This window comes from Pantoea sp. JZ29, from assembly GCF_035190385.1.
In the GTDB taxonomy this organism is placed as follows: Bacteria; Pseudomonadota; Gammaproteobacteria; order Enterobacterales; family Enterobacteriaceae; genus Pantoea; species Pantoea stewartii.
This window is the reverse complement of sequence record NZ_CP045241.1, coordinates 370,631-389,509: the sequence shown is the minus strand read 5'-3', so window position 1 is coordinate 389,509 and position 18,879 is coordinate 370,631. Positions and strand designations below refer to the sequence as shown.

At 55.2% G+C, this 18,879-nt stretch carries 16 protein-coding genes; 7 read left to right on the top strand and 9 right to left on the bottom strand.

The window, feature by feature from the left end:
* Positions 1 to 102 precede the first annotated feature (102 nt).
* Positions 103 to 1,722 carry a phosphoenolpyruvate carboxykinase (ATP) gene (pckA, locus tag GC090_RS01765; protein WP_054686900.1) on the top strand — a complete coding sequence of 540 codons (1,620 nt, stop codon included), beginning with the start codon at positions 103 to 105 and terminating at the stop codon, positions 1,720 to 1,722.
* Between the two features lie 36 nt (positions 1,723 to 1,758).
* On the opposite strand, the gene envZ is transcribed toward pckA, so the two are convergent.
* Positions 1,759 to 3,123, bottom strand: coding sequence for a two-component system sensor histidine kinase EnvZ (gene envZ / locus GC090_RS01760; protein ID WP_006121011.1), 1,365 nt, complete (start codon positions 3,121 to 3,123; stop codon positions 1,759 to 1,761).
* A complete protein-coding gene (ompR, locus tag GC090_RS01755; protein WP_001157751.1) occupies positions 3,120 to 3,839 on the bottom strand; it encodes an osmolarity response regulator transcription factor OmpR in 720 nt (239 codons plus the stop codon). Before ompR ends, envZ begins: the two co-directional genes overlap by 4 nt.
* Positions 3,840 to 4,372: 533 nt before the next feature.
* On the opposite strand from ompR, the gene yjbE reads away from it, so the two are divergent.
* From yjbE to GC090_RS01735, 4 genes are all read left to right on the top strand, one after another.
* Entirely contained in the window at positions 4,373 to 4,627 is a 255-nt protein-coding gene (gene yjbE, locus GC090_RS01750) for an exopolysaccharide production protein YjbE (protein ID WP_324020750.1), read from the top strand.
* 148 nt (positions 4,628 to 4,775) lie between these two features.
* A complete protein-coding gene (gene greB, locus GC090_RS01745; RefSeq protein ID WP_033741594.1) occupies positions 4,776 to 5,252 on the top strand; it encodes a transcription elongation factor GreB in 477 nt (158 codons plus the stop codon).
* A 99-nt stretch (positions 5,253 to 5,351) separates the two neighbouring features.
* Positions 5,352 to 7,676: a Tex family protein gene (locus GC090_RS01740; protein WP_324020748.1), complete on the top strand. Its 2,325-nt coding sequence runs from the start codon at positions 5,352 to 5,354 to the stop codon at positions 7,674 to 7,676.
* Positions 7,677 to 7,900: 224 nt separating this feature from the next.
* Positions 7,901 to 9,586: a sugar phosphorylase gene (locus tag GC090_RS01735; protein ID WP_054632969.1), complete on the top strand. Its 1,686-nt coding sequence runs from the start codon at positions 7,901 to 7,903 to the stop codon at positions 9,584 to 9,586.
* Here GC090_RS01735 and GC090_RS01730 read toward each other — a convergent pair whose 3' ends face one another.
* Positions 9,587 to 9,856, bottom strand: a complete 270-nt coding sequence (locus GC090_RS01730) for a YdgH/BhsA/McbA-like domain containing protein (protein ID WP_033741618.1) — start codon at positions 9,854 to 9,856, stop codon at positions 9,587 to 9,589. It abuts the gene before it with no gap.
* A gap of 169 nt (positions 9,857 to 10,025) precedes the next feature.
* The gene (gene bioH, locus GC090_RS01725) at positions 10,026 to 10,802 is read right to left on the bottom strand and encodes a pimeloyl-ACP methyl ester esterase BioH (protein ID WP_033741601.1); all 777 of its coding nucleotides are present in this window, start codon (positions 10,800 to 10,802) and stop codon (positions 10,026 to 10,028) included.
* A 38-nt stretch (positions 10,803 to 10,840) separates the two neighbouring features.
* On the opposite strand from bioH, the gene gntX reads away from it, so the two are divergent.
* Together gntX and nfuA are read left to right on the top strand one after the other, a co-directional pair.
* Positions 10,841 to 11,521: a DNA utilization protein GntX gene (gntX, locus tag GC090_RS01720; RefSeq protein WP_324020746.1), complete on the top strand. Its 681-nt coding sequence runs from the start codon at positions 10,841 to 10,843 to the stop codon at positions 11,519 to 11,521.
* A 58-nt stretch (positions 11,522 to 11,579) separates the two neighbouring features.
* Complete coding sequence (gene nfuA, locus GC090_RS01715; RefSeq protein ID WP_033741605.1) at positions 11,580 to 12,155, top strand: Fe-S biogenesis protein NfuA; 576 nt, start codon at positions 11,580 to 11,582, stop codon at positions 12,153 to 12,155.
* A 37-nt stretch (positions 12,156 to 12,192) separates the two neighbouring features.
* Here the strand turns inward: nfuA and malQ are convergent, their stop codons facing one another.
* The 5 genes from malQ to glpE all read right to left on the bottom strand — a co-directional run bounded on the left by malQ (position 12,193) and on the right by glpE (position 18,805).
* Positions 12,193 to 14,265: a 4-alpha-glucanotransferase gene (gene malQ, locus GC090_RS01710; RefSeq protein WP_324020744.1), complete on the bottom strand. Its 2,073-nt coding sequence runs from the start codon at positions 14,263 to 14,265 to the stop codon at positions 12,193 to 12,195.
* 9 nt (positions 14,266 to 14,274) lie between these two features.
* Positions 14,275 to 16,680 (bottom strand): maltodextrin phosphorylase, encoded by a 2,406-nt coding sequence (gene malP, locus GC090_RS01705; RefSeq protein WP_324020742.1) that lies wholly within the window; start codon positions 16,678 to 16,680, stop codon positions 14,275 to 14,277.
* A gap of 152 nt (positions 16,681 to 16,832) precedes the next feature.
* Positions 16,833 to 17,591, bottom strand: coding sequence for a DeoR/GlpR family transcriptional regulator (locus tag GC090_RS01700; RefSeq protein ID WP_006121023.1), 759 nt, complete (start codon positions 17,589 to 17,591; stop codon positions 16,833 to 16,835).
* Between the two features lie 39 nt (positions 17,592 to 17,630).
* Entirely contained in the window at positions 17,631 to 18,449 is an 819-nt protein-coding gene (gene glpG / locus GC090_RS01695; protein ID WP_006121024.1) for a rhomboid family intramembrane serine protease GlpG, read from the bottom strand.
* A 29-nt stretch (positions 18,450 to 18,478) separates the two neighbouring features.
* Positions 18,479 to 18,805 carry a thiosulfate sulfurtransferase GlpE gene (gene glpE, locus GC090_RS01690; protein ID WP_006121025.1) on the bottom strand — a complete coding sequence of 109 codons (327 nt, stop codon included), beginning with the start codon at positions 18,803 to 18,805 and terminating at the stop codon, positions 18,479 to 18,481.
* Positions 18,806 to 18,879: the final 74 nt, after the last annotated feature.

The following is an 18,879-nucleotide window of genomic DNA, read 5'->3' as shown; positions in this document are numbered from 1 at the left end:
GCGCGCGATCTGTCTCCTCGCCTGACCGGGCGGCCTTTGACCGACACGATCCCAAACTCTTTTTGCCCGTACAGAACAGACACCGATTTAAGGAGCAGTAAAATGCGCGTTAACGGCCTGACCTCGAAAGCCCTTGCCGATCTGGGCATCACCGATACCACTGAGGTGGTTCACAACCCTGATTACGACACGTTATTTCAGGAAGAGATGCGCCCGGAGCTCGAAGGTTTTGAGCGTGGCACCCTGACGCAAAGCGGCGCAATCGCAGTCGATACCGGGGTGTTTACCGGGCGCTCGCCTAAGGATAAGTACATCGTCCGCGATGACACCACGCGCGATACGCTGTGGTGGAACGATCAAGGCACCGGAAAAAACGATAACCAGCCTCTGTCGCAGGAAACCTGGCAAGCGCTGAAAAAATGCGTGACGCAGCAGCTTTCAGGTAAGCGTCTGTTTATTGTGGATGCCTTCTGCGGTGCCAATCCTGACTCACGCCTGAGCGTACGCTTTATTACCGAAGTGGCCTGGCAGGCACACTTTGTGAAAAACATGTTTATCCAGCCCAGCGCTGCCGAACTGGATAACTTCACGCCGGATTTTGTGGTCATGAACGGCGCAAAATGCACTAATCCGGACTGGCAGGCGCAGGGACTGCATTCTGAGAACTTCGTGGCCTTTAACCTGACGGAAAGGATGCAGCTGATTGGCGGCACCTGGTATGGCGGGGAGATGAAAAAAGGGCTGTTCGCAATCATGAACTACCTGCTCCCACTGAAAGGCATTGCGTCAATGCACTGCTCGGCCAACGTGGGTAAAGCCGGTGACGTGGCGGTGTTCTTTGGTCTGTCCGGCACGGGTAAAACCACATTGTCTACCGATCCGGATCGCCAGCTTATTGGCGATGATGAACACGGCTGGGACGATGACGGCGTGTTTAACTTTGAAGGCGGCTGCTACGCTAAAACGATTAATCTTTCTGAGCAGGCCGAACCCGAAATCTACCGCGCCATTCGCCGCAATGCGCTGCTGGAAAACGTTGTGGTGCGTGAAGACGGCAGTATCGATTTTGCGGATGACAGCAAAACCGAAAACACCCGCGTCTCCTATCCGATTCATCACATCGATAATATCGTGCAGCCGGTTTCCAAAGCAGGTCATGCGAAGAAGGTGATTTTCCTGACCGCCGATGCCTTTGGCGTACTGCCTCCGGTCTCCCGTTTAACGCCAGAGCAGACGCAGTACCATTTCCTGTCGGGATTCACCGCCAAGCTTGCCGGCACGGAACGTGGTGTGACCGCCCCCACGCCAACATTCTCAGCCTGCTTTGGTGCCGCCTTCCTGACACTGCACCCCACGCAGTATGCAGAAGTGCTGGTGAAGCGCATGGAAGCGGCCGGTGCGCAGGCTTATCTGGTTAACACCGGCTGGAACGGCAGTGGAAAACGCATTTCGCTGAAAAATACCCGCGCCATTATCAACGCGATTCTGGCCGGTGAACTGGATGATGCGCCAACGGAAACGCTGCCGGTATTCAACCTTCAGGTCCCTAAAACCCTGGGCGATCTGGATGAAGACACCCTGGATCCACGTCGTAGCTGGGAAAGTGAAGCGAAGTGGCACGCTGCGGCGGATGATTTGGCCCAGCGTTTTATCACTAACTTTGAGAAGTATACCGATAATGCGGCAGGTGCCGCGTTGGTTAAAGCCGGTCCACAGCGCTAATCGCCACGGCGCGGCCTGAACCACCGCGCCGTTGTTTTAGCTCAGCGAAAGATTGCCGCTGTTTTGAACCGCTTCCGGGGTTTCTGCTAACGGCAGCCAGGCACGGATGCGTAATCCTCCCCGCTCACTGTCGCCAATTTCCAGCGAACCCTGATGTGCATCGATAATACGCTGCACGATAGCCAGTCCCAGACCGGTACCGCTGGTGCTACGCGCACTGTCACCGCGCACAAAGGGCTGGAACAGATGGGCCAGTTGATCGGGTTTAATACCCGGGCCATCGTCTTCAACCTGGAACCAGGCGCGATGCAGTTCCCGACCGCTGCTGACCTTGATCCAGCCATTTCCATAACGTGCTGCGTTCACCACCAGGTTAGCCAGCGCACGTTTAATGGAAAGGGGATTAATCTCCAGCATCAACTCTTCCGCCATCACCGCATTTTCGATTTCACGCTCGTAACCGCTTTCTGCGGCCACCACTTCACCTAAAACGCTGTTCAGGTCGGCCAGTTCGGTCTGCATTTCCTGACCGGTGCGCAGGTAGTCAATGAACTGCTCGATGATGGCATTGCACTCTTCGATGTCTTTATTGATCGATTCGGCCAGATAGCCATCCTGCTCGTTCATCATCTCTGTGGCGAGGCGAATACGGGTTAACGGCGTACGTAAATCGTGGCTGACGCCCGCCATGAGCAACGTTCTGTCGTCAGCGAGCTGTTTAACGCCTGCCGCCATCTGGTTGAACGCGCGCGTGACCGAGCGCACTTCTGACGCGCCATACTCACGCAGTGGCGGCGGGATAATGCCTTTACCGACCTGCAGTGCGGCGTGTTCCAGGTCCACCAGCGGGCGGTTTTGTATGCGGATAAATAGCCAGGCCCCGCCGATCGCCAGCAACATTATCGCCAGGGTATAGCGGAACAGCGGCGAGAAATCACCCTGGTGAATTTCAGTCAGCGGCACGCGCACCCAGATATCGGGCGACAGCCAGGTCTTTAACCAGACAACCGGGGAGTTTTTATTAACCTCGACGCGCACATCGGTCGGGCCACCAAGCTGCTGCCCCATCTGATCGCTGAGGAACTTATAGTGCTGTGCCCAGCGCAGTCCGCTCTCCTCTGCTGCCGCATTGGTATAGAGCGAAATACCCAGTTCACGATAGATTTCGCGGCGAAACGCGGGTGGCACTTCCAGCTGCGTGCCATCTTCCAGTTGTAGACGGTCCGTCATCAGCATACGGACTTCATACGCCAGAACCTTATTGAACTGTTGCAGGCTGGGAAGAATGGCGAAGTTCAGCACCACCAGGTAGGTCGTTACCAGGCTGACAAACAGCAAGGTAACGATCAACAGCAGGGTGCGGGCAAACGAACTTCGTGGCGAGAAGCGCAACCGCCTCATGCTTTACTGCCGTCCGGTACAAAGACGTAACCCAGGCCCCAAACGGTCTGGATGTAGCGTGGGTGAGCCGGATCTTCTTCCACCATGCGGCGCAGGCGAGAGATCTGAACGTCAATGGAACGCTCCATAGCACTGTATTCACGACCGCGGGCCAGGTTCATCAGTTTATCGCGCGACAGCGGCTCACGTGGGTGACTCACCAGCGCCTTAAGCACGGCGAATTCGCCGCTGGTTAACGGCATAGGTTCATCTTCACGGAACATTTCCCGCGTGCCCAGATTGAGCTTGAACTTACCAAACGCGATGACCGCTTCTTCCTGCGAAGGCGCACCGGGCAGCTCATTGGCCTGACGACGCAGCACGGCACGAATGCGCGCCAGCAGCTCACGCGGGTTGAATGGTTTAGGAATATAGTCGTCCGCACCGATTTCCAGCCCCACGATACGGTCCACTTCTTCACCCTTAGCCGTGACCATGATGATAGGCATGGGGTTGCTCTGGCTACGCAGACGACGGCAAATCGACAGCCCATCTTCGCCAGGCAGCATCAGATCCAGCACCATCAAATGGAAGGATTCGCGGGTTAACAGACGATCCATCTGCTCGGCGTTGGCGACACTGCGCACCTGAAAGCCTTGTTCGGTAAGGTAGCGTTCAAGCAGAGCGCGTAAACGCATATCGTCATCGACGACCAGGATCTTGTAGTTTTCTTGCATTTTTAACTCCCAAAGGCGCGATTGCCTGAGCCAATATTGTTAAAAAAACATGTGGCACAGCGACAGTGTTTAATGGTTTATATTCTAGTCAAAATTGTTACAAAGCATATTAAACAGCAGCTTATATTTAAATTCACGTTCTGCTGACGGGGAAGCCGTTCCGTTTCGTCCTCCGTGGGACAGAATACGGCAAATCTGAAATATTGGCTAAAATTCCGCTATTTACTGGTTTTAACACCGTACCAGTGATAATCGCGCTAACAAAAACAACGGGTTGCCAGAAAATTTGACTTAAATCGAATCTGTTATTGCCCGCTTCTCCGGCAAGCTGCGGTTTATGACTCTGATAACAGCATATTCTTCCGCAAAAAAACAGGATAATACGCGACCGTTCTCGGATTAGTATGAGATCCGCTTTTAATGAGTCCACTTGCAGCTAAAGTCCAATAAATCAATCAGTAAAGCTCACTTTGCGTACTGCCTGATATCACCCAGACTAAAGCAACGCCAATCTGTCGCTTTACGGGGAAAACATGAAAAAAACGATCTTACTGCTGAGCGTACTGGCCTTGTTCAGCATCAGCCAAAGTTATGCCGCCCCTGCAGCCGGTGAAGCCGCCGGTGCACAGGCCACCACAACCGCTCAGGGCAACTCCAATGCCATCGGTATTGGTGCCATTGGCGCGCTGTTGGGCGTAGCGCTGGCGACCGCAGGCGGTGGCGGTGGCGGCGGTGATGGTAACAGCAGCAGCACCTCAACCACGACGTCGACCAAAGCGGGTAAATAAGTCAGCCTCCTCGCCTCATTGTGCTTCCCTGAGCGTGAAGCGCAGTAAAAGGGTTTTTAGCCTGTTAAAAACCCTTTTCTCGCCCCCTTTTTCGTCACACCGGATTTGCTTTACACTGAAGCTCTTTTGATTTGACCGGCTGCAGTACATGAGAACGCGACTGATTACCCGTGAAGGTTTTAACACCTTAAAAGCTGAACTCGATTATCTGTGGCGGGAAGAGCGACCCGAGGTCACCAAAAAAGTGACCTGGGCTGCCAGCCTGGGCGATCGGAGTGAAAATGCCGATTACCAGTACAATAAGAAGCGTTTGCGCGAGATTGACCGCCGCGTCCGCTATCTCAGCAAAAGTCTTGAGCAACTGCGTATTGTGGATTATTCGCCCCAACAGGACGGCAAAGTATTTTTTGGTGCCTGGGTGGAAGTCGAGAATGACGACGGTGAAGTGAAACGCTTTCGTATCGTGGGCTACGATGAAATTTTTGGCCGTAAGGATTACATCTCGATTGACTCGCCGATGGCCCGTGCGCTGTTAAAAAAAGCGGTCGGTGATATGGCCATTGTTGAGACGCCAGCCGGGCCGGCCGCCTGGTATGTTAATGAAATTAGCTATATTGAAGCCTGATTCAGAATATCGCTGAAAGCAGGCCCATTCTCTGGCATTTTCGCCCATCAATCCGTATAACTATCGGCTATTTCTCAACCCAGAAAGCATAATAGTCCGATGATGAATGTTCTTAGCCAGCTAATTGCAAGTGAGCTCCAGGCGCGCCCCGAGCAAGTTGACGCCGCCGTCCGCCTGTTGGATGAAGGGAATACCGTGCCATTCATTGCACGTTATCGTAAAGAGGTGACGGGCGGTCTGGATGATACGCAACTCCGCCAGCTGGAAACCCGCCTCGGCTACCTGCGTGAACTCGCTGAACGCAGGCAGGCCATCCTGAAATCCATTGAGGAACAGGGAAAACTCACCGACGACCTGGCTCAGGCCATCAATGCAACGCTCAGCAAAACAGAACTCGAAGATCTTTACCTGCCCTACAAACCCAAACGCCGCACCCGTGGGCAAATCGCCATCGAAGCCGGTCTGGAGCCGTTGGCCGAGACATTGTGGCAGGATCCCTCGCACGATCCGGAGCAGCTGGCTGCCGGTTATGTGAATGCCGATAACGGTGTCGCCGATGTGCGCGCAGCCCTTGATGGCGCGCGCTATATCCTGATGGAGCGCTTTGCTGAAGATGCCGCGCTGCTGGCTAAAGTACGCCACTATTTGTGGAAGAATGCCCATCTGGTATCGAAAGTGGTGGAAGGTAAAGAGGAAGCGGGCGCGAAATTCCGCGACTATTTCGACCACCATGAGCCGCTGCATACCGTACCGTCTCACCGTGCACTGGCGATGCTGCGCGGACGTAACGAAGGCGTGCTGCAACTGTCGCTGAATGCCGATCCGCAATTTGATGAGCCACCGCGCGAAAGTCATGGCGAAACCCTGATTGCCGAACACCTGAACCTGAGACTGAATAACGCGCCCGCCGACAGCTGGCGCAAGGCTGTGGTCAGCTGGACCTGGCGCATCAAGGTGATGCTGCATCTGGAAACTGAGCTGATGGGCACGGTTCGCGAGCGGGCCGAAGATGAGGCCATCAACGTCTTTGCACGCAACCTGCACGATCTGTTGATGGCGGCACCTGCGGGCATGCGTGCCACTATGGGCTTGGATCCGGGCCTGCGTACCGGCGTGAAAGTTACCGTCGTTGACGCCACCGGCAAGCTGGTCGCCACCGATACCGTTTATCCCCATACTGGCCAGGCCGCGAAAGCGGCGGCGGCCGTGGCGGCGCTGTGCGTGAAGCACCAGGTCGAACTGGTGGCGATCGGAAACGGTACCGCTTCACGTGAAACCGAACGTTTCTTCCTTGATCTGCAAAAGCAGTTCCCGCAGGTCACGGCGCAAAAAGTGATCGTCAGCGAAGCGGGCGCATCGGTCTACTCCGCGTCAGAGTTAGCGGCGCAGGAGTTCCCGGATTTGGATGTCTCCCTGCGCGGGGCGGTTTCCATTGCCCGCCGCTTACAGGATCCGCTTGCCGAGCTGGTGAAAATCGACCCGAAATCCATTGGTGTAGGCCAGTATCAGCATGACGTCAGCCAGAGTCAGCTGGCGAAAAAGCTGGATGCGGTCGTGGAAGACTGCGTGAATGCTGTCGGCGTTGATCTGAATACCGCTTCCGTACCGCTGCTGACGCGCGTAGCAGGTCTGACGCGCATGATGGCGCAAAATATCGTCGGCTGGCGTGACGAAAACGGGCGTTTTCAGAATCGTCAGCAGTTACTCAAGGTGAGCCGCCTGGGGCCGAAAGCCTTTGAGCAATGCGCAGGCTTCCTGCGTATCAATCACGGCGATAACCCGCTGGATGCGTCTACGGTTCACCCCGAAGCCTATCCGGTCGTCGAGCGCATTCTGGCGGCCACGGAACAGGCCCTGACCGATTTGATGGGCAATCCGGCCAGCCTGCGGAATCTGAACGCTGTGGACTTTACCGATGCGCGTTTCGGCTTGCCGACCGTGACTGACATCATGAAAGAGCTGGAAAAACCTGGCCGCGATCCCCGTCCTGAGTTTAAAACCGCGCAGTTCGCGGAAGGCGTGGAAACCCTGAACGACCTGATGCCGGGCATGGTGCTGGAAGGTGCGGTCACTAACGTCACTAACTTCGGTGCTTTCGTGGATATTGGCGTTCATCAGGACGGGCTGGTCCATATTTCTTCCCTGTCCGATAAGTTTGTGGACGATCCGCATCAGGTCGTGAAGGCGGGCGACATCGTCAAGGTCAAAGTCATGGAAGTGGATCTGCAGCGTAAACGTATCGCGCTTACTATGCGTCTTGACGAGCAGCCGGGTGAAGGCCATGCCCGCAGTGGTAAGAGCAGCACGGCACGTGAGGAAAGACGTCCCGCAGCGAACAAAGGCCGGGCGCGTCCCGCCAGTCAGCCAGCAGGTAACAGCGCCATGGGTGATGCCCTGGCTGCGGCCTTCGGTAAGAAGCGCTAGTTAACGGCGGTTACGTCGCCTCTTTCCCGGTGCGGAAGGAGGCGACGCTTCACCCTCTCTTCCCCTTTACGCTGTTCTTAGCCCTCCGCCAGGCTTTGCCTGCCAGCAAGCCATTGCGCCCTTTCGCTGGCTGCGCGTGCGATTAAGTTGAAAATCCTCACCCTGACGCTACGCTAAAAAGACGCCCGTGATAATAACGACACCCGCTGTGGCAGCCCCTTAAAATGGAAAAAATCACTGCTTTACTCGATGCGATTTATGCCGATGCCTTTCCACAGGCTTTACGTGAACGCCTGCTCGTCCTGATTGCAGACGCTCGCGATACCACAAAATTGCCACGTAAAGCGCACTGGGACGAACAGGATGTCGTACTGATTACCTATGCCGATCAGTTTCGCGAACCGAATACGCCTACGCTCCGCACTTTCTCACGCTTTTATCAGCAGCATTTGCAGTCGACCTTTCCACTGGTGCACCTTCTGCCGTTCTATCCTTATTCGTCCGACGACGGTTTTTCCGTCATCGATTACCATCAGGTCAATCCGTTATGTGGCGACTGGCATGACATTGCCCTGCTGCATCAGGAAACACGACTGATGTTCGATTTTGTCTGTAACCATATGTCGGCGCACAGCGCATGGTTTAAGCATTATCTTGCACAGGATCCGGGCTGGGATGATTTTTTTATAAGCCTGCCGCCCACTACCGATCTGAGTGCGGTAACGCGGCCACGGACGTCGCCCTTGCTCACCCCGTTCACGCTGGCAAACGGTGACATTCGTTTTGTCTGGACCACCTTCAGCGCCGATCAAATTGACCTGAACTTTGCCAGCCCTGACGTGCTGCTGCGCATGGTTGAGGTCCTGCTCGACTACCTGAAACGTGGAGCCGATTACGTACGGCTGGATGCAGTGGGCTATATGTGGAAAACACCCGGCACCACGTGCATTCACCTCGAAAAAACGCATCTGCTGGTCAAACTGTTTCGTGCCATCGCCGACGAGGTTGCACCGGGCACCGTGATCATTACTGAAACCAATGTGCCGCATAAAGACAACATCAGCTATTTCGGCAAGGGTTATGATGAAGCCCAGATGGTGTACCAGTTCTCGCTGCCGCCGCTGGTGCTGCACGCCATCCACACCGGCTCGGCGCGTGCGTTACGCCAATGGGCCAGTACCCTTACGACAGGCAATGGCAATACCACTTTTTTCAATTTCCTGGCATCGCACGATGGTATTGGCCTGAATCCGGCACGCGGTATTTTATCTGAAGTGGAAATTACCGCCCTGGTGCGCGATCTGGCGCTGGAAGGTGCGCTGATCTCGTACAAAAATAATCCTGATGGCACAACCAGCCCCTATGAAATCAACGTGACCTATTTCGACGCGCTCAACCGTGAAGGCGATGACGATGAAACGCGGCTCAAACGCTTTATGTTAGCGCACGCTATCTTACTGGCGTTTCCGGGCGTACCCGCCATTTATATCCAGAGCATACTGGGTGCACGTAACGATTATGAGGGCGTACGCGAAGCCGGCCATAACCGGGCGATCAACCGGCAAAAATATGCGATGCCGGAGATTGAAGACGCGCTGGCAAACAGGAACGGTTTACGCCATCAGGTTTATACGCATTTGAGTAAACTGATTCAGCAGCGTCGCCGTCTGGCCGCTTTCCATCCTGATAATCCGATGCAGCTCTTTCAGAGTGACAATGCGCTGTTAATAATGAAGCGTGATGAGCCCGCCCGCGGCGATGCGTTACTGTGTGTATTTAATCTCAGTGGCAGACAGGTTAAAGCGCAGTTACCCGAAGCGCGCCTTTTTCAGGATGTGATCAGAGGTGAGAAGGTGGATGGCACCCAGCCTGTGGTGCTGGATGCCTGGCAATTCATGTGGCTACGCTAATTACTTGTACACTTCCGCAGTTGCACTGAACTTACCGTGCTCACGGCCCGCGATCACCCGGAAGTACTTGCCGCCCTTCTCATCCGCTGCTTTTGACAGCTTCTTCTTGGCATCCATTGGCGAGGTGGTTTCTGCCGTGGTGTTTACGGTACCAATTTTGGTCAGATTCATCTTCTGCACTTCTTCTTTGGTGACTTCTTTCGCCGCCAGTGCAGAAAATGACACTGCGCCCATCATCACTGATGCAACTACCCATTTCATAACCTTCATTTGTCTACCCTCATTCATGATCCATTGTTGAGATGTAAGCAGCCGCAAATCGCTTAAGGCTATATCGAACGGCATAGTCATTTCCCTGACTAATCGCATAGAAGTGCAGCGGCCTTGCTCACTCATCAAGTATTGCCGCTACACAGAAATTTGCCAGTTACGGTCTGGGTTAACTGTCTAATCCGCTGATAAATGAAATAATATGCTGGCAGAAGGCGTCAGGATGAGAAATAAACGGCGCATGTGCGGCTTTGTCTGTCACAACAGAAGGCGATGCCGGTAACTGTTGGTCAAGCTGTTGCGCAATGCGACGGGGTACCAGACCATCCAGCGCGCCATAGATGCGCAGAAAAGGCAGTGAAAGCGTGGCAAGCCTGTCACGTAAATCGCATTCGCTCAGAATCTGCAGGCCACCATTCAGCACCGCTACGTCGGGCATCGGCTGTGACAGCACAATGTCTTTCAGCTGGCGTGCATCGGCGCGGGCGCTTTCCGAGCCCATGGTTTGCAGAGCCAGAAAACGCTCAACGGTACGCTGAAAGTCCTGACTCAGCTGCTGCTGAAAGTTATGTAAGGTTAAAGGGGCAATCCCAGGCCAGTCATCGCGGGCGGTAAAGCAAGGTGACGAGGCGACGGTAATCAGGGCACGTAATCGTTCGGGGACGCTCAACGCCAGCTGCGTGGCAACCAGCCCGCCCAGAGACCAGCCCAGTACAGTGGCGCGCGAGGGCAGATGCGGCTCAAGCACCTGTGCCATCGCTTCCAGCGACATCGCCGGGAATCCCTGGCTGCGGCCATAACCGGGTAAATCCACTAAGTGCAGACGGAAATGCGTGCTGAGTCGCGGCACGATGTTTTGCCACACTTCCGCATTCAGTCCCCAACCGTGCAGCAGCACAAGATCGTTATCTCCTTCGCCGCAGGTATGCCAGTAAAGTGAGCTCATCCGTTATGCTTCCATCATTCATTAATAAGGAGGCCACTATGCTACCAATGCCCGCCCTGTGTTGGCTATGCCAGTTGCCGCTACGTCTTGCCCGGCACGGCATTTGCTGTGTCTGTCTGCGCCAGTTGCCCCGCCTGCCCCCGTTATGCCCGGTGTGCGGTCTGCCTGCCGCCTCTGGCAACCTGACCTGCGGGCGCTGCCTGCGTCACCCGCCGCCCTGGCAGACGTTAGTCTGCGTCAGCGCCTGGCAGCCCCCGCTCAGCACATGGGTAAACCAGTTAAAATTCTCCGGGACAACCGCACTAAGGGTGATGCTGGCGCGTTTGCTTTTGTTAAGCTGGTTGAATGCGTACCGTAGCAAACGGACGAGCCGTCCCGATCTGCTGATGTGTGTTCCGCTGCATTCACGACGCTGCTGGTGGCGCGGCTACAATCAAACGGCCTTGCTGGCCGCACCCCTGGCTCACTGGCTGGGCTGTGCATTCAGTCCGGCGTTATACCGACGGCGCGCAGGTGCCGTTCAGCATCACTTAAGCGCCCGCCAGCGTCGTCGCAACTTGCGAGGAGCGTTTCATCTTGAAGCCGATGTCACCGGACGCCATATCGCCCTGATCGATGATGTGGTCACCACCGGCAGTACGGTCAAAGAAATCAGCCGGCTGCTCCGGGCGCAAGGCGCAGCCAGCGTGCACATCTGGTGCCTGTGCCGTACCTTGTAGAGCCCGAATGATGGGCGTATTATAACCAACTAAATTAGTCAACTATTGAGCAACTGACATGATCCGAATTACTGATTCTGCCCAAGAGCATTTTTCAAAACTGCTGTCTAAACAAGAAGATGGCACCCAGATTCGCGTATTCGTGATTAATCCGGGTACGCCAACGGCCGAATGCGGCGTGTCATACTGCCCACCCGATGCGGTTGAAGCCACGGATACTGAACTTAAGTTTGAAAAACTGTCCGCGTATGTTGATGAACTGAGCGCGCCCTATCTGGAAGACGCTGAAATTGACTTCGTCACCGATAACCTGGGCTCGCAGCTGACGCTGAAGGCGCCTAACGCTAAGATGCGCAAGGTTTCTGACGATGCGCCACTGGTTGAGCGCGTGGAGTACCTTTTACAGGCGCAGATTAACCCACAGCTGGCCGGACACGGCGGACGCGTTTCGCTGATGGAAATCACCGACGACGGTTTTGCTATCCTGCAGTTTGGTGGCGGCTGTAACGGCTGTTCGATGATCGACGTTACCCTGAAGGATGGCATTGAGAAAGAGTTGCTGGCAGCCTTCCCGCAGTTGAAAGGCGTGCGCGATATTACTGAGCACCAGCGTGGCGAGCACTCGTTCTACTGATGTTTACGCGCGACAGCCCGGCTGTCGCGCGTTCCCGTTATCCCGCCTTTCGCCGTTTAGTCACGGTTTTCAGTAGCTTATTGACGTCATCATCGGCAAAGATGCTTTCCAGTGGCTGCACCAGCTTGCGACGCCAGTTGGGATATTGATCGACGGTGCCCGGCACGTTAACCGGCGTGGTCATGCCCAGCCAGTCCTCAGGCTGCAACCCAAGCAGTGCACTGTTGGTATCCGCCAGAAAACGGTGCACAGACTGATTCAGACCGGGCGTCATCGCCAGCGACGCCGCCTGTTTTGCGCTCCGCGCCGGCACCGCGCCCGATTTATGTAGCGCATCGAGCAGCGCCTGCTTTTGCTTCAGTCGCTGCTGCTGCAGGTTGAGGACAGTTTTTTTATCGGGATAAAGCCCAAGCTCCTCGCCAAGCTGCAAATCGCCGCCACTCCAGAACCCTGTCAATGTAGGCAGATCGTGCGTGCTGGCGCTGGCGATTGACTGCCGTGGATAGGCCCGGGGCGCGCGATACTGGCCCTGCCTGCCCTGTTCAAACCACAACACTTTCCACGAAAAGACGCCACTGTCGCGCAGCAGACTGACAATCTCTTCAGGCACGGTACCTAAATCCTCGCCGATCACCATACAGCCCTGTCGGTGGCTTTCCAGCGCCAGAATACCTAACAGATCGTGAACCGGATAAGCCACATATGCCCCTTTATCCGCCGTTTCACCCGCCGGTACCCACCAGAGGCGCAGAAGCGCCATTACGTGGTCGATACGTAGCGCGCCGCAGTCACGCATATTCGCACGCAGGATGTCGATAAAGGGCTGATAACCTCTGGCCTGCAGAACATGGGGATCCATCGGCGGCAGCCCCCAGTTTTGGCCCAGCGGACCAAGCCGATCGGGCGGCGCGCCGATGGACGCTTTCAGCCGGTAGAGCTCTGGATCGTGCCAGGTTTCAGCGCTGCCTTCTGCTACGCCGACGGCCAGATCGCGGTACAGGCCGACACTCATACCCAGCGCCTGACTGCGCGCCCAGCACTGCGAAAACTGCTGCTGCGCCAGCCACTGCAACCACTGCCAGAAAGCAATCTCCTCGCCGTGCTGTTCGCACCAGTTCTGCACCTCCGCGGAGCGGCAGTCACGCCAGCTTTCGGACCAGGCAGGCCAGCCTGTCAGCGCGGAGCCTTCACGCTGCATGTCTGCCTGCAGACCGTCATAAACGGCCTGATAGCGCAAACTGTCGCCCCCTTGCTGGATAAATTCGGCAAAGCGTTGTTTCTGCTCATCTTCCGCACGCCGGGCCTGGAACTGAGTCCAGCTATGGCGCAACGCCGTCAGCTTCAGCGCCATCACTGCATCGTAATCCACCCACTCACTTTCCCGGGCCTTGCTGAGTGCTTTTTGGGTTTTCGCGCTTTTCCACCACTTTTGCGCCGCGCGGCTCTGCTGGAAATCCTCTACCTGTGCCACATCGATATAGATAATGTTTAACCAGCGACGGGACGACGGACTGTAAGGGCTGGCAAAAGCGGGGCTGGCCGGATAGAGCGCGTGCAGGGGATTCAGGCCGACAAAATCACCACCGCGCGCGGCAAGCTGCTCCAGCAAATATTCCAGATCGCCAAAATCACCAATGCCCCAGTTTGTTGCTGAACGCACGGTATAAAGCTGAACCAGCGCGCCCCAGCGTTTCTCTCCGGCACGCAAGGCCGGGGGGAGATAACAGCGGCGCGGCGCGACGATCACTCTCGTCTGCCACGTACGCTTGCCCTTGCTCAGGGTAAGCTGGTGATAACCCTGTCCCAGAGGAGAAGGCAGCGTAAAGGGCGCACCACCTTCGAGTGTTCCGCTAAAAGTTTTGCCTTTCTCTGTCTGCAACTGCCAGCTTATGCGACCGTCAATCTGTGGCGCCAGCACGCGTTGGCGATTACCGCTGAAGACCACAACAGGCGGCAGCGGTGATTTGCTGGCTTTCTGCGGGTTTTCCATCACGGCGAGCAAGGCACGCTTTGTCTCATCGCTGATCGCTTCCGGTTCACCGTTCGCATTGAAGTACGTCAGCGCTATTCCTGCCGCCAGTGCGGCTTTATCAAGTGAAGAGGATGTCATCGCAATTCCTTAGCGTTGCGCCTGCCAGATGCGCTGTTGGTAGTCCCGAATCGAACGATCCGAACTAAAAAACCCGGCTCGTGCCGTATTGAGAATGGCGGCGCGCGTCCAGGCTTCCTGATCGCGCCATAACGCCTCAACGCGTTTTTGCGCATCGACGTAAGCCTGATAATCCGCCAGCACCAGCCAGGGATCGCCATTTTTTGTCAGACTCTCCAACATTAGGTCGAATGCATGCTTATCGCCATTACTGAACTTCCCTTTTTTCAGAGACGTCAGTAATTCATCCAGCTCTTTGTTATGCTTGCGGATCTTTTGCGGCTTGTAACCTGCCGCTTTAAGCGCCTTAACCTCATCCACGGTATGGCCGAAAATAAAGATGTTCTCTTCGCCGACCTGTTCGGCGATTTCTACATTCGCGCCATCCAGCGTGCCAATAGTGAGTGCGCCATTTAATGCCAGCTTCATGTTGCCTGTGCCTGAGGCTTCGTAGCCCGCTGTGGAGATCTGCTCCGACAGATCGGCAGCAGGGATCAGGTATTCGGCTGCCGTAATGCGGTAATCCGGCATAAAGACGACTTTGAGTTTGTCGCCAACAAGCGGGTCGTTATTCACCACGTCTGCCACCTTGTTGATGGCATAGATAATGTTTTTTGCCAGGTAATAACCCGGTGCGGCTTTGGCACCAAAGAGAAACACGCGGGGAATCATGCTGGCATCATCGGGATTATCGCGAACGCGTTTATAGCAGTGCAGAATATGCAACAGGCCTAAATGCTGACGCTTATACTCATGCAGCCGCTTGATCTGCACATCAAAGATCGCTTCTGGATTAACGAGGATGCCGGTGCGCTGCGCAATGTAGGTAGCCAGACGCGCTTTGTTATGGCGCTTAACAGCACGGAAGCGCTCACGGAAGGCAGGATCATCCGCACAGGGCTCCAGGCCCTGTAAGGCCGTCAGATTACTGACCCATTCGCATTGAAGCGTGTCGTCAATCAGGCTCGACAGTGCGGGATTACACTGCTTAATCCAGCGGCGCGGCGTGATGCCGTTCGTGACATTGTGGAATTTTTGCGGCCAAAGCTGATGGTACTCGGGGAAAAGATCGGTCACGACCAGGCCGGAATGCAGGGCCGCCACGCCATTCACTGCAAAACCGCTCACCACGCACAGGTTTGCCATGCGCACCTGACCATCGGCCACCACTGCCAGCTTCTTCCATATCGCTTTATCACCTGGCCAGCGCTGTTTAACCTGCTGTTTCAGGCGGCGATTGATCTCTTTGATAATGACCATATGACGCGGCAGCACACTGCGCATCAGCTTTTCATCCCAGCATTCCAGCGCTTCAGGCATTAAGGTGTGATTGGTATAGGCAAACACGCGGCTGGTGATATGCCAGGCCTCATCCCAACTCAGCTGATGCGCATCCAGCAATACACGCAGCATTTCCGGTATAGCGATGGTGGGATGCGTATCGTTTAGCTGGATCACTTCATGGTCTGGCAGGGCATGGATTCTGCGCCCTGCCTGATGATGACGTCGCAAAATATCCGCCACTGCGCAGGCACACTGAAAATATTGCTGCATCAGGCGCAGGCGTTTTCCCTGTGGGTGATTATCGTTGGGATAAAGCACTTTGGTCAGGCTGGCGGCATCAATCCCCTGCTGTTCAGCCTGTAAAAACTTACCATCGTTAAACAACGTCAGGTCAAAAGGATGTTCGCTGCTGGCTTTCCACAGCCGTAACGGCAGCGTCACCCCGTTACGGTATCCCGTGATCGGCAGATCCCAGGCTTCCCCGCGAAGATAAAGGGCAGGTACCCATTCCAGGCGACCTTCATCGCGCTTGATCACTTTTCCACCCAGCCCGACACGCACATCCAGCGCTGCGTTATGGCGAAACCAGGGATAGGTGTCGCGTTCCCAGTCATCCGGTTCTTCAACCTGTTTGCCCTCTGCGAAACGCTGGCGGAACAGACCATATTGATAATTAAGCCCATGTCCGGTTGCAGGCTGGCCTGCCGTCGCCATGGCGTCCATGTAACAGGCCGCCAGCCTTCCCAGGCCGCCGTTACCTAAGGCTGGATCGACCTCTTCTTCCAGCAGTTCGCTCAGCTCAACCTGATGTTCAGCCAGCAGAGCTTTTACCTCATCAAACCAGCCCAGATTAAGCAGGTTATTGCCCGTAAGACGTCCCAGCAGAAATTCCATCGACAGATAGTTCACATGACGTTGTGGCGAGAGGGATCGGGAGGTGGGCTGCACACTGATCACATCATTCATTGCGGCACTGAGTGCCTGCCACCACTGATGCGGCGTCATTTGCCTGGCGGAGGTGTAGCCAAGATGTTGCCATTGGCGGGTTAATGCAGCCTGAAAGCGGGATTTATTGAATTTCTGCTGTGGCATATCACTCCCTTTGTATCCATATGGGTAAGGTAAACATGGCATGCGCATGGGCCGGCAACATGGCCAGCGACCGTTTTAATTAAATACGTGAGTGCGGGAAAAAGCGACAGACTGAGGTAAAAAACGCCAGTTTACTCACTGGCGGGCAGGAATTAGCAAAGTTCGAGGTGAACGTCGTGCTGTTCAATCACCTTCATGACGCTGGCGGGCGGCATTTTATCGGTATAAAGATAATCAAGCTGGCTCATATTGCCCAGGTTGACCATGGCATTACGTCCAAATTTCGAGTGATCCACAACCAGCATGACACAGCGTGAGTTCTCGATGATGGCGCGCTTGGTGCGCACCTCGTGGTAGTCGAACTCCAGCAGTGATCCGTCCATATCAATGCCGCTAATCCCGAGGATGCCGTAATCAAGGCGAAACTGTGAAATAAAGTCCAGCGTCGCTTCGCCCATGACCGCGCCGTCACGGGTACGTACTTCGCCACCCGCAATAATGACTCTGAAGTCCGGTTTGCCCATCAACAGCATGGCTACGTTCAGGTTGTTCGTCACCACGCGCAGATCGCTGTGGCCCAGCAGCGCATGCGCCACCGCTTCCGGCGTGGTGCCGATATCAATAAACAGCGTTGCGCCGTCGGGAATCTGGCTGGCAACGCGCTGGGCAATGCGCGCTTTTTCGGCCGACCACATCATTTTACGGTCCTGCCAGGCGGTGTTCTCCGAGCTGGAGGGCAAAGCCGCCCCACCATGGTGCCGTTGAATTTTATTTTGATCGGCAAGGTCGTTTAAATCACGACGAATCGTTTGTGGGCTGACTTCAAAATGGTCGACCAGCTCCTCAGTACTGACATATCCCTGACGCCGAACCAGATCAATAATGGCGTCATGACGTTGCGTCTGCTTCACATTCCTCTCCTGTTTCGGGCTTATTCTTCTTCGTTGTGACTAGCGTTTTTTCTTGCGCGTATCAACAAATGCCATCGCCAGGCCAACCAGTAGCCCACCCACGTGCGCGGCATTGGCGATGGCCAGACCAAAGGCCCCAAACCAGCCGACCACCAGCCAGACGAGGGCAAATCCGATTAACCCGCGCTCCAGACAGATACCACTCTCAGGATCGCGTTCGCCACGCAGCCAGCAATATCCCATTAATGCATAGACCACGCCGGACAGACCACCAAACCAGATGCCGCTGAACTTTGCCTGCAGCCAGCCACTGAGCAGGGCGGAGATCAGTAAAATGACAAAAAGTTTGCCGCTGCCTAACCGTTTTTCTACCGCTCCGCCGAGATACCACCACCACATCAGGTTAAACAGGATATGCAGCAGCGAAAAATGCAGCAAAGCATGACTAAACCAGCGCCAGACCTCAAAGTGCTGATCGGCATCGGGCCAGGCTAACCAGTACATTACGGTGCGATCGCCCAGCACCTGCATCAGAATAAAGACGGCGATACAGGCCAGCATCACGACGGTCGTCAATGGTCCGGCCCGCTCACGTATGTTTGCCCAGATGTTGCTGCGCTCATAGCGCAGGCCGCTGTCGGTTTTACCACTTTGCCAGCTCGCTGCCTGGTAGCGCGGATGATTGGGATCGCGCACGAACGCCTGAAGTTCGTTTTCGACCATTGAAAGCTGACTTTCATCATCCAGCACAATGACATAGTGACTTTCATGCTCAATACGCAATTTCACGCCACGCGTCGCCATGTAGTCAACAAAAGCCTGCGCCATGCGCGGCTGATTAAATTGGGTAATGCGCATTACTCACTCTCCGTGTTACGCCCGCTTATTTATTCAGCGCCGCTGGCAACCTGTTGAGGAAAGGCGGCGCGCCAGGCGTCAAATCCGCCATCTATACTGTAAGCCGTGGCAAATCCCTGACCATGCAGATAGTCCGCCGCACCCTTACTGCTGTTGCCGTGATAGCACATCACCAGTACAGGCAGGCTCATGTCAGTGGTGCTGATGAAATCATTGAGGTTGCTGTTCGACAAATGCAAGGCGCCGCGGGCATGGCCGAGTGCAAAACTTTGCGCATCGCGAATATCCACCAGCACTGCGCCCTGCTCAAGATGCGCCTGCGCCTGGTGAACATCGATACATTGGTAGGTTTCCATGGTGTCTCTCATCATGTTTCATCATCAAAATGACAGCTAGTGTAACCCGATAATCCTCGGCAATAACCTGACAA

What these genes read in the sequence shown, in the direction of transcription:
- pckA (WP_054686900.1), top strand. Translation starts at nt 103, where the DNA reads ATGCGCGTTAACGGCCTGACCTCGAAAGCCCTTGCCGATCTGGGCATC.
- envZ (WP_006121011.1), bottom strand. Translation starts at nt 3,123, where the DNA reads ATGAGGCGGTTGCGCTTCTCGCCACGAAGTTCGTTTGCCCGCACCCTG.
- ompR (WP_001157751.1), bottom strand. Translation starts at nt 3,839, where the DNA reads ATGCAAGAAAACTACAAGATCCTGGTCGTCGATGACGATATGCGTTTA.
- yjbE (WP_324020750.1), top strand. Translation starts at nt 4,373, where the DNA reads ATGAAAAAAACGATCTTACTGCTGAGCGTACTGGCCTTGTTCAGCATC.
- greB (WP_033741594.1), top strand. Translation starts at nt 4,776, where the DNA reads ATGAGAACGCGACTGATTACCCGTGAAGGTTTTAACACCTTAAAAGCT.
- GC090_RS01740 (WP_324020748.1), top strand. Translation starts at nt 5,352, where the DNA reads ATGATGAATGTTCTTAGCCAGCTAATTGCAAGTGAGCTCCAGGCGCGC.
- GC090_RS01735 (WP_054632969.1), top strand. Translation starts at nt 7,901, where the DNA reads ATGGAAAAAATCACTGCTTTACTCGATGCGATTTATGCCGATGCCTTT.
- GC090_RS01730 (WP_033741618.1), bottom strand. Translation starts at nt 9,856, where the DNA reads ATGAAGGTTATGAAATGGGTAGTTGCATCAGTGATGATGGGCGCAGTG.
- bioH (WP_033741601.1), bottom strand. Translation starts at nt 10,802, where the DNA reads ATGAGCTCACTTTACTGGCATACCTGCGGCGAAGGAGATAACGATCTT.
- gntX (WP_324020746.1), top strand. Translation starts at nt 10,841, where the DNA reads ATGCTACCAATGCCCGCCCTGTGTTGGCTATGCCAGTTGCCGCTACGT.
- nfuA (WP_033741605.1), top strand. Translation starts at nt 11,580, where the DNA reads ATGATCCGAATTACTGATTCTGCCCAAGAGCATTTTTCAAAACTGCTG.
- malQ (WP_324020744.1), bottom strand. Translation starts at nt 14,265, where the DNA reads ATGACATCCTCTTCACTTGATAAAGCCGCACTGGCGGCAGGAATAGCG.
- malP (WP_324020742.1), bottom strand. Translation starts at nt 16,680, where the DNA reads ATGCCACAGCAGAAATTCAATAAATCCCGCTTTCAGGCTGCATTAACC.
- glpG (WP_006121024.1), bottom strand. Translation starts at nt 18,449, where the DNA reads ATGCGCATTACCCAATTTAATCAGCCGCGCATGGCGCAGGCTTTTGTT.
- glpE (WP_006121025.1), bottom strand. Translation starts at nt 18,805, where the DNA reads ATGGAAACCTACCAATGTATCGATGTTCACCAGGCGCAGGCGCATCTT.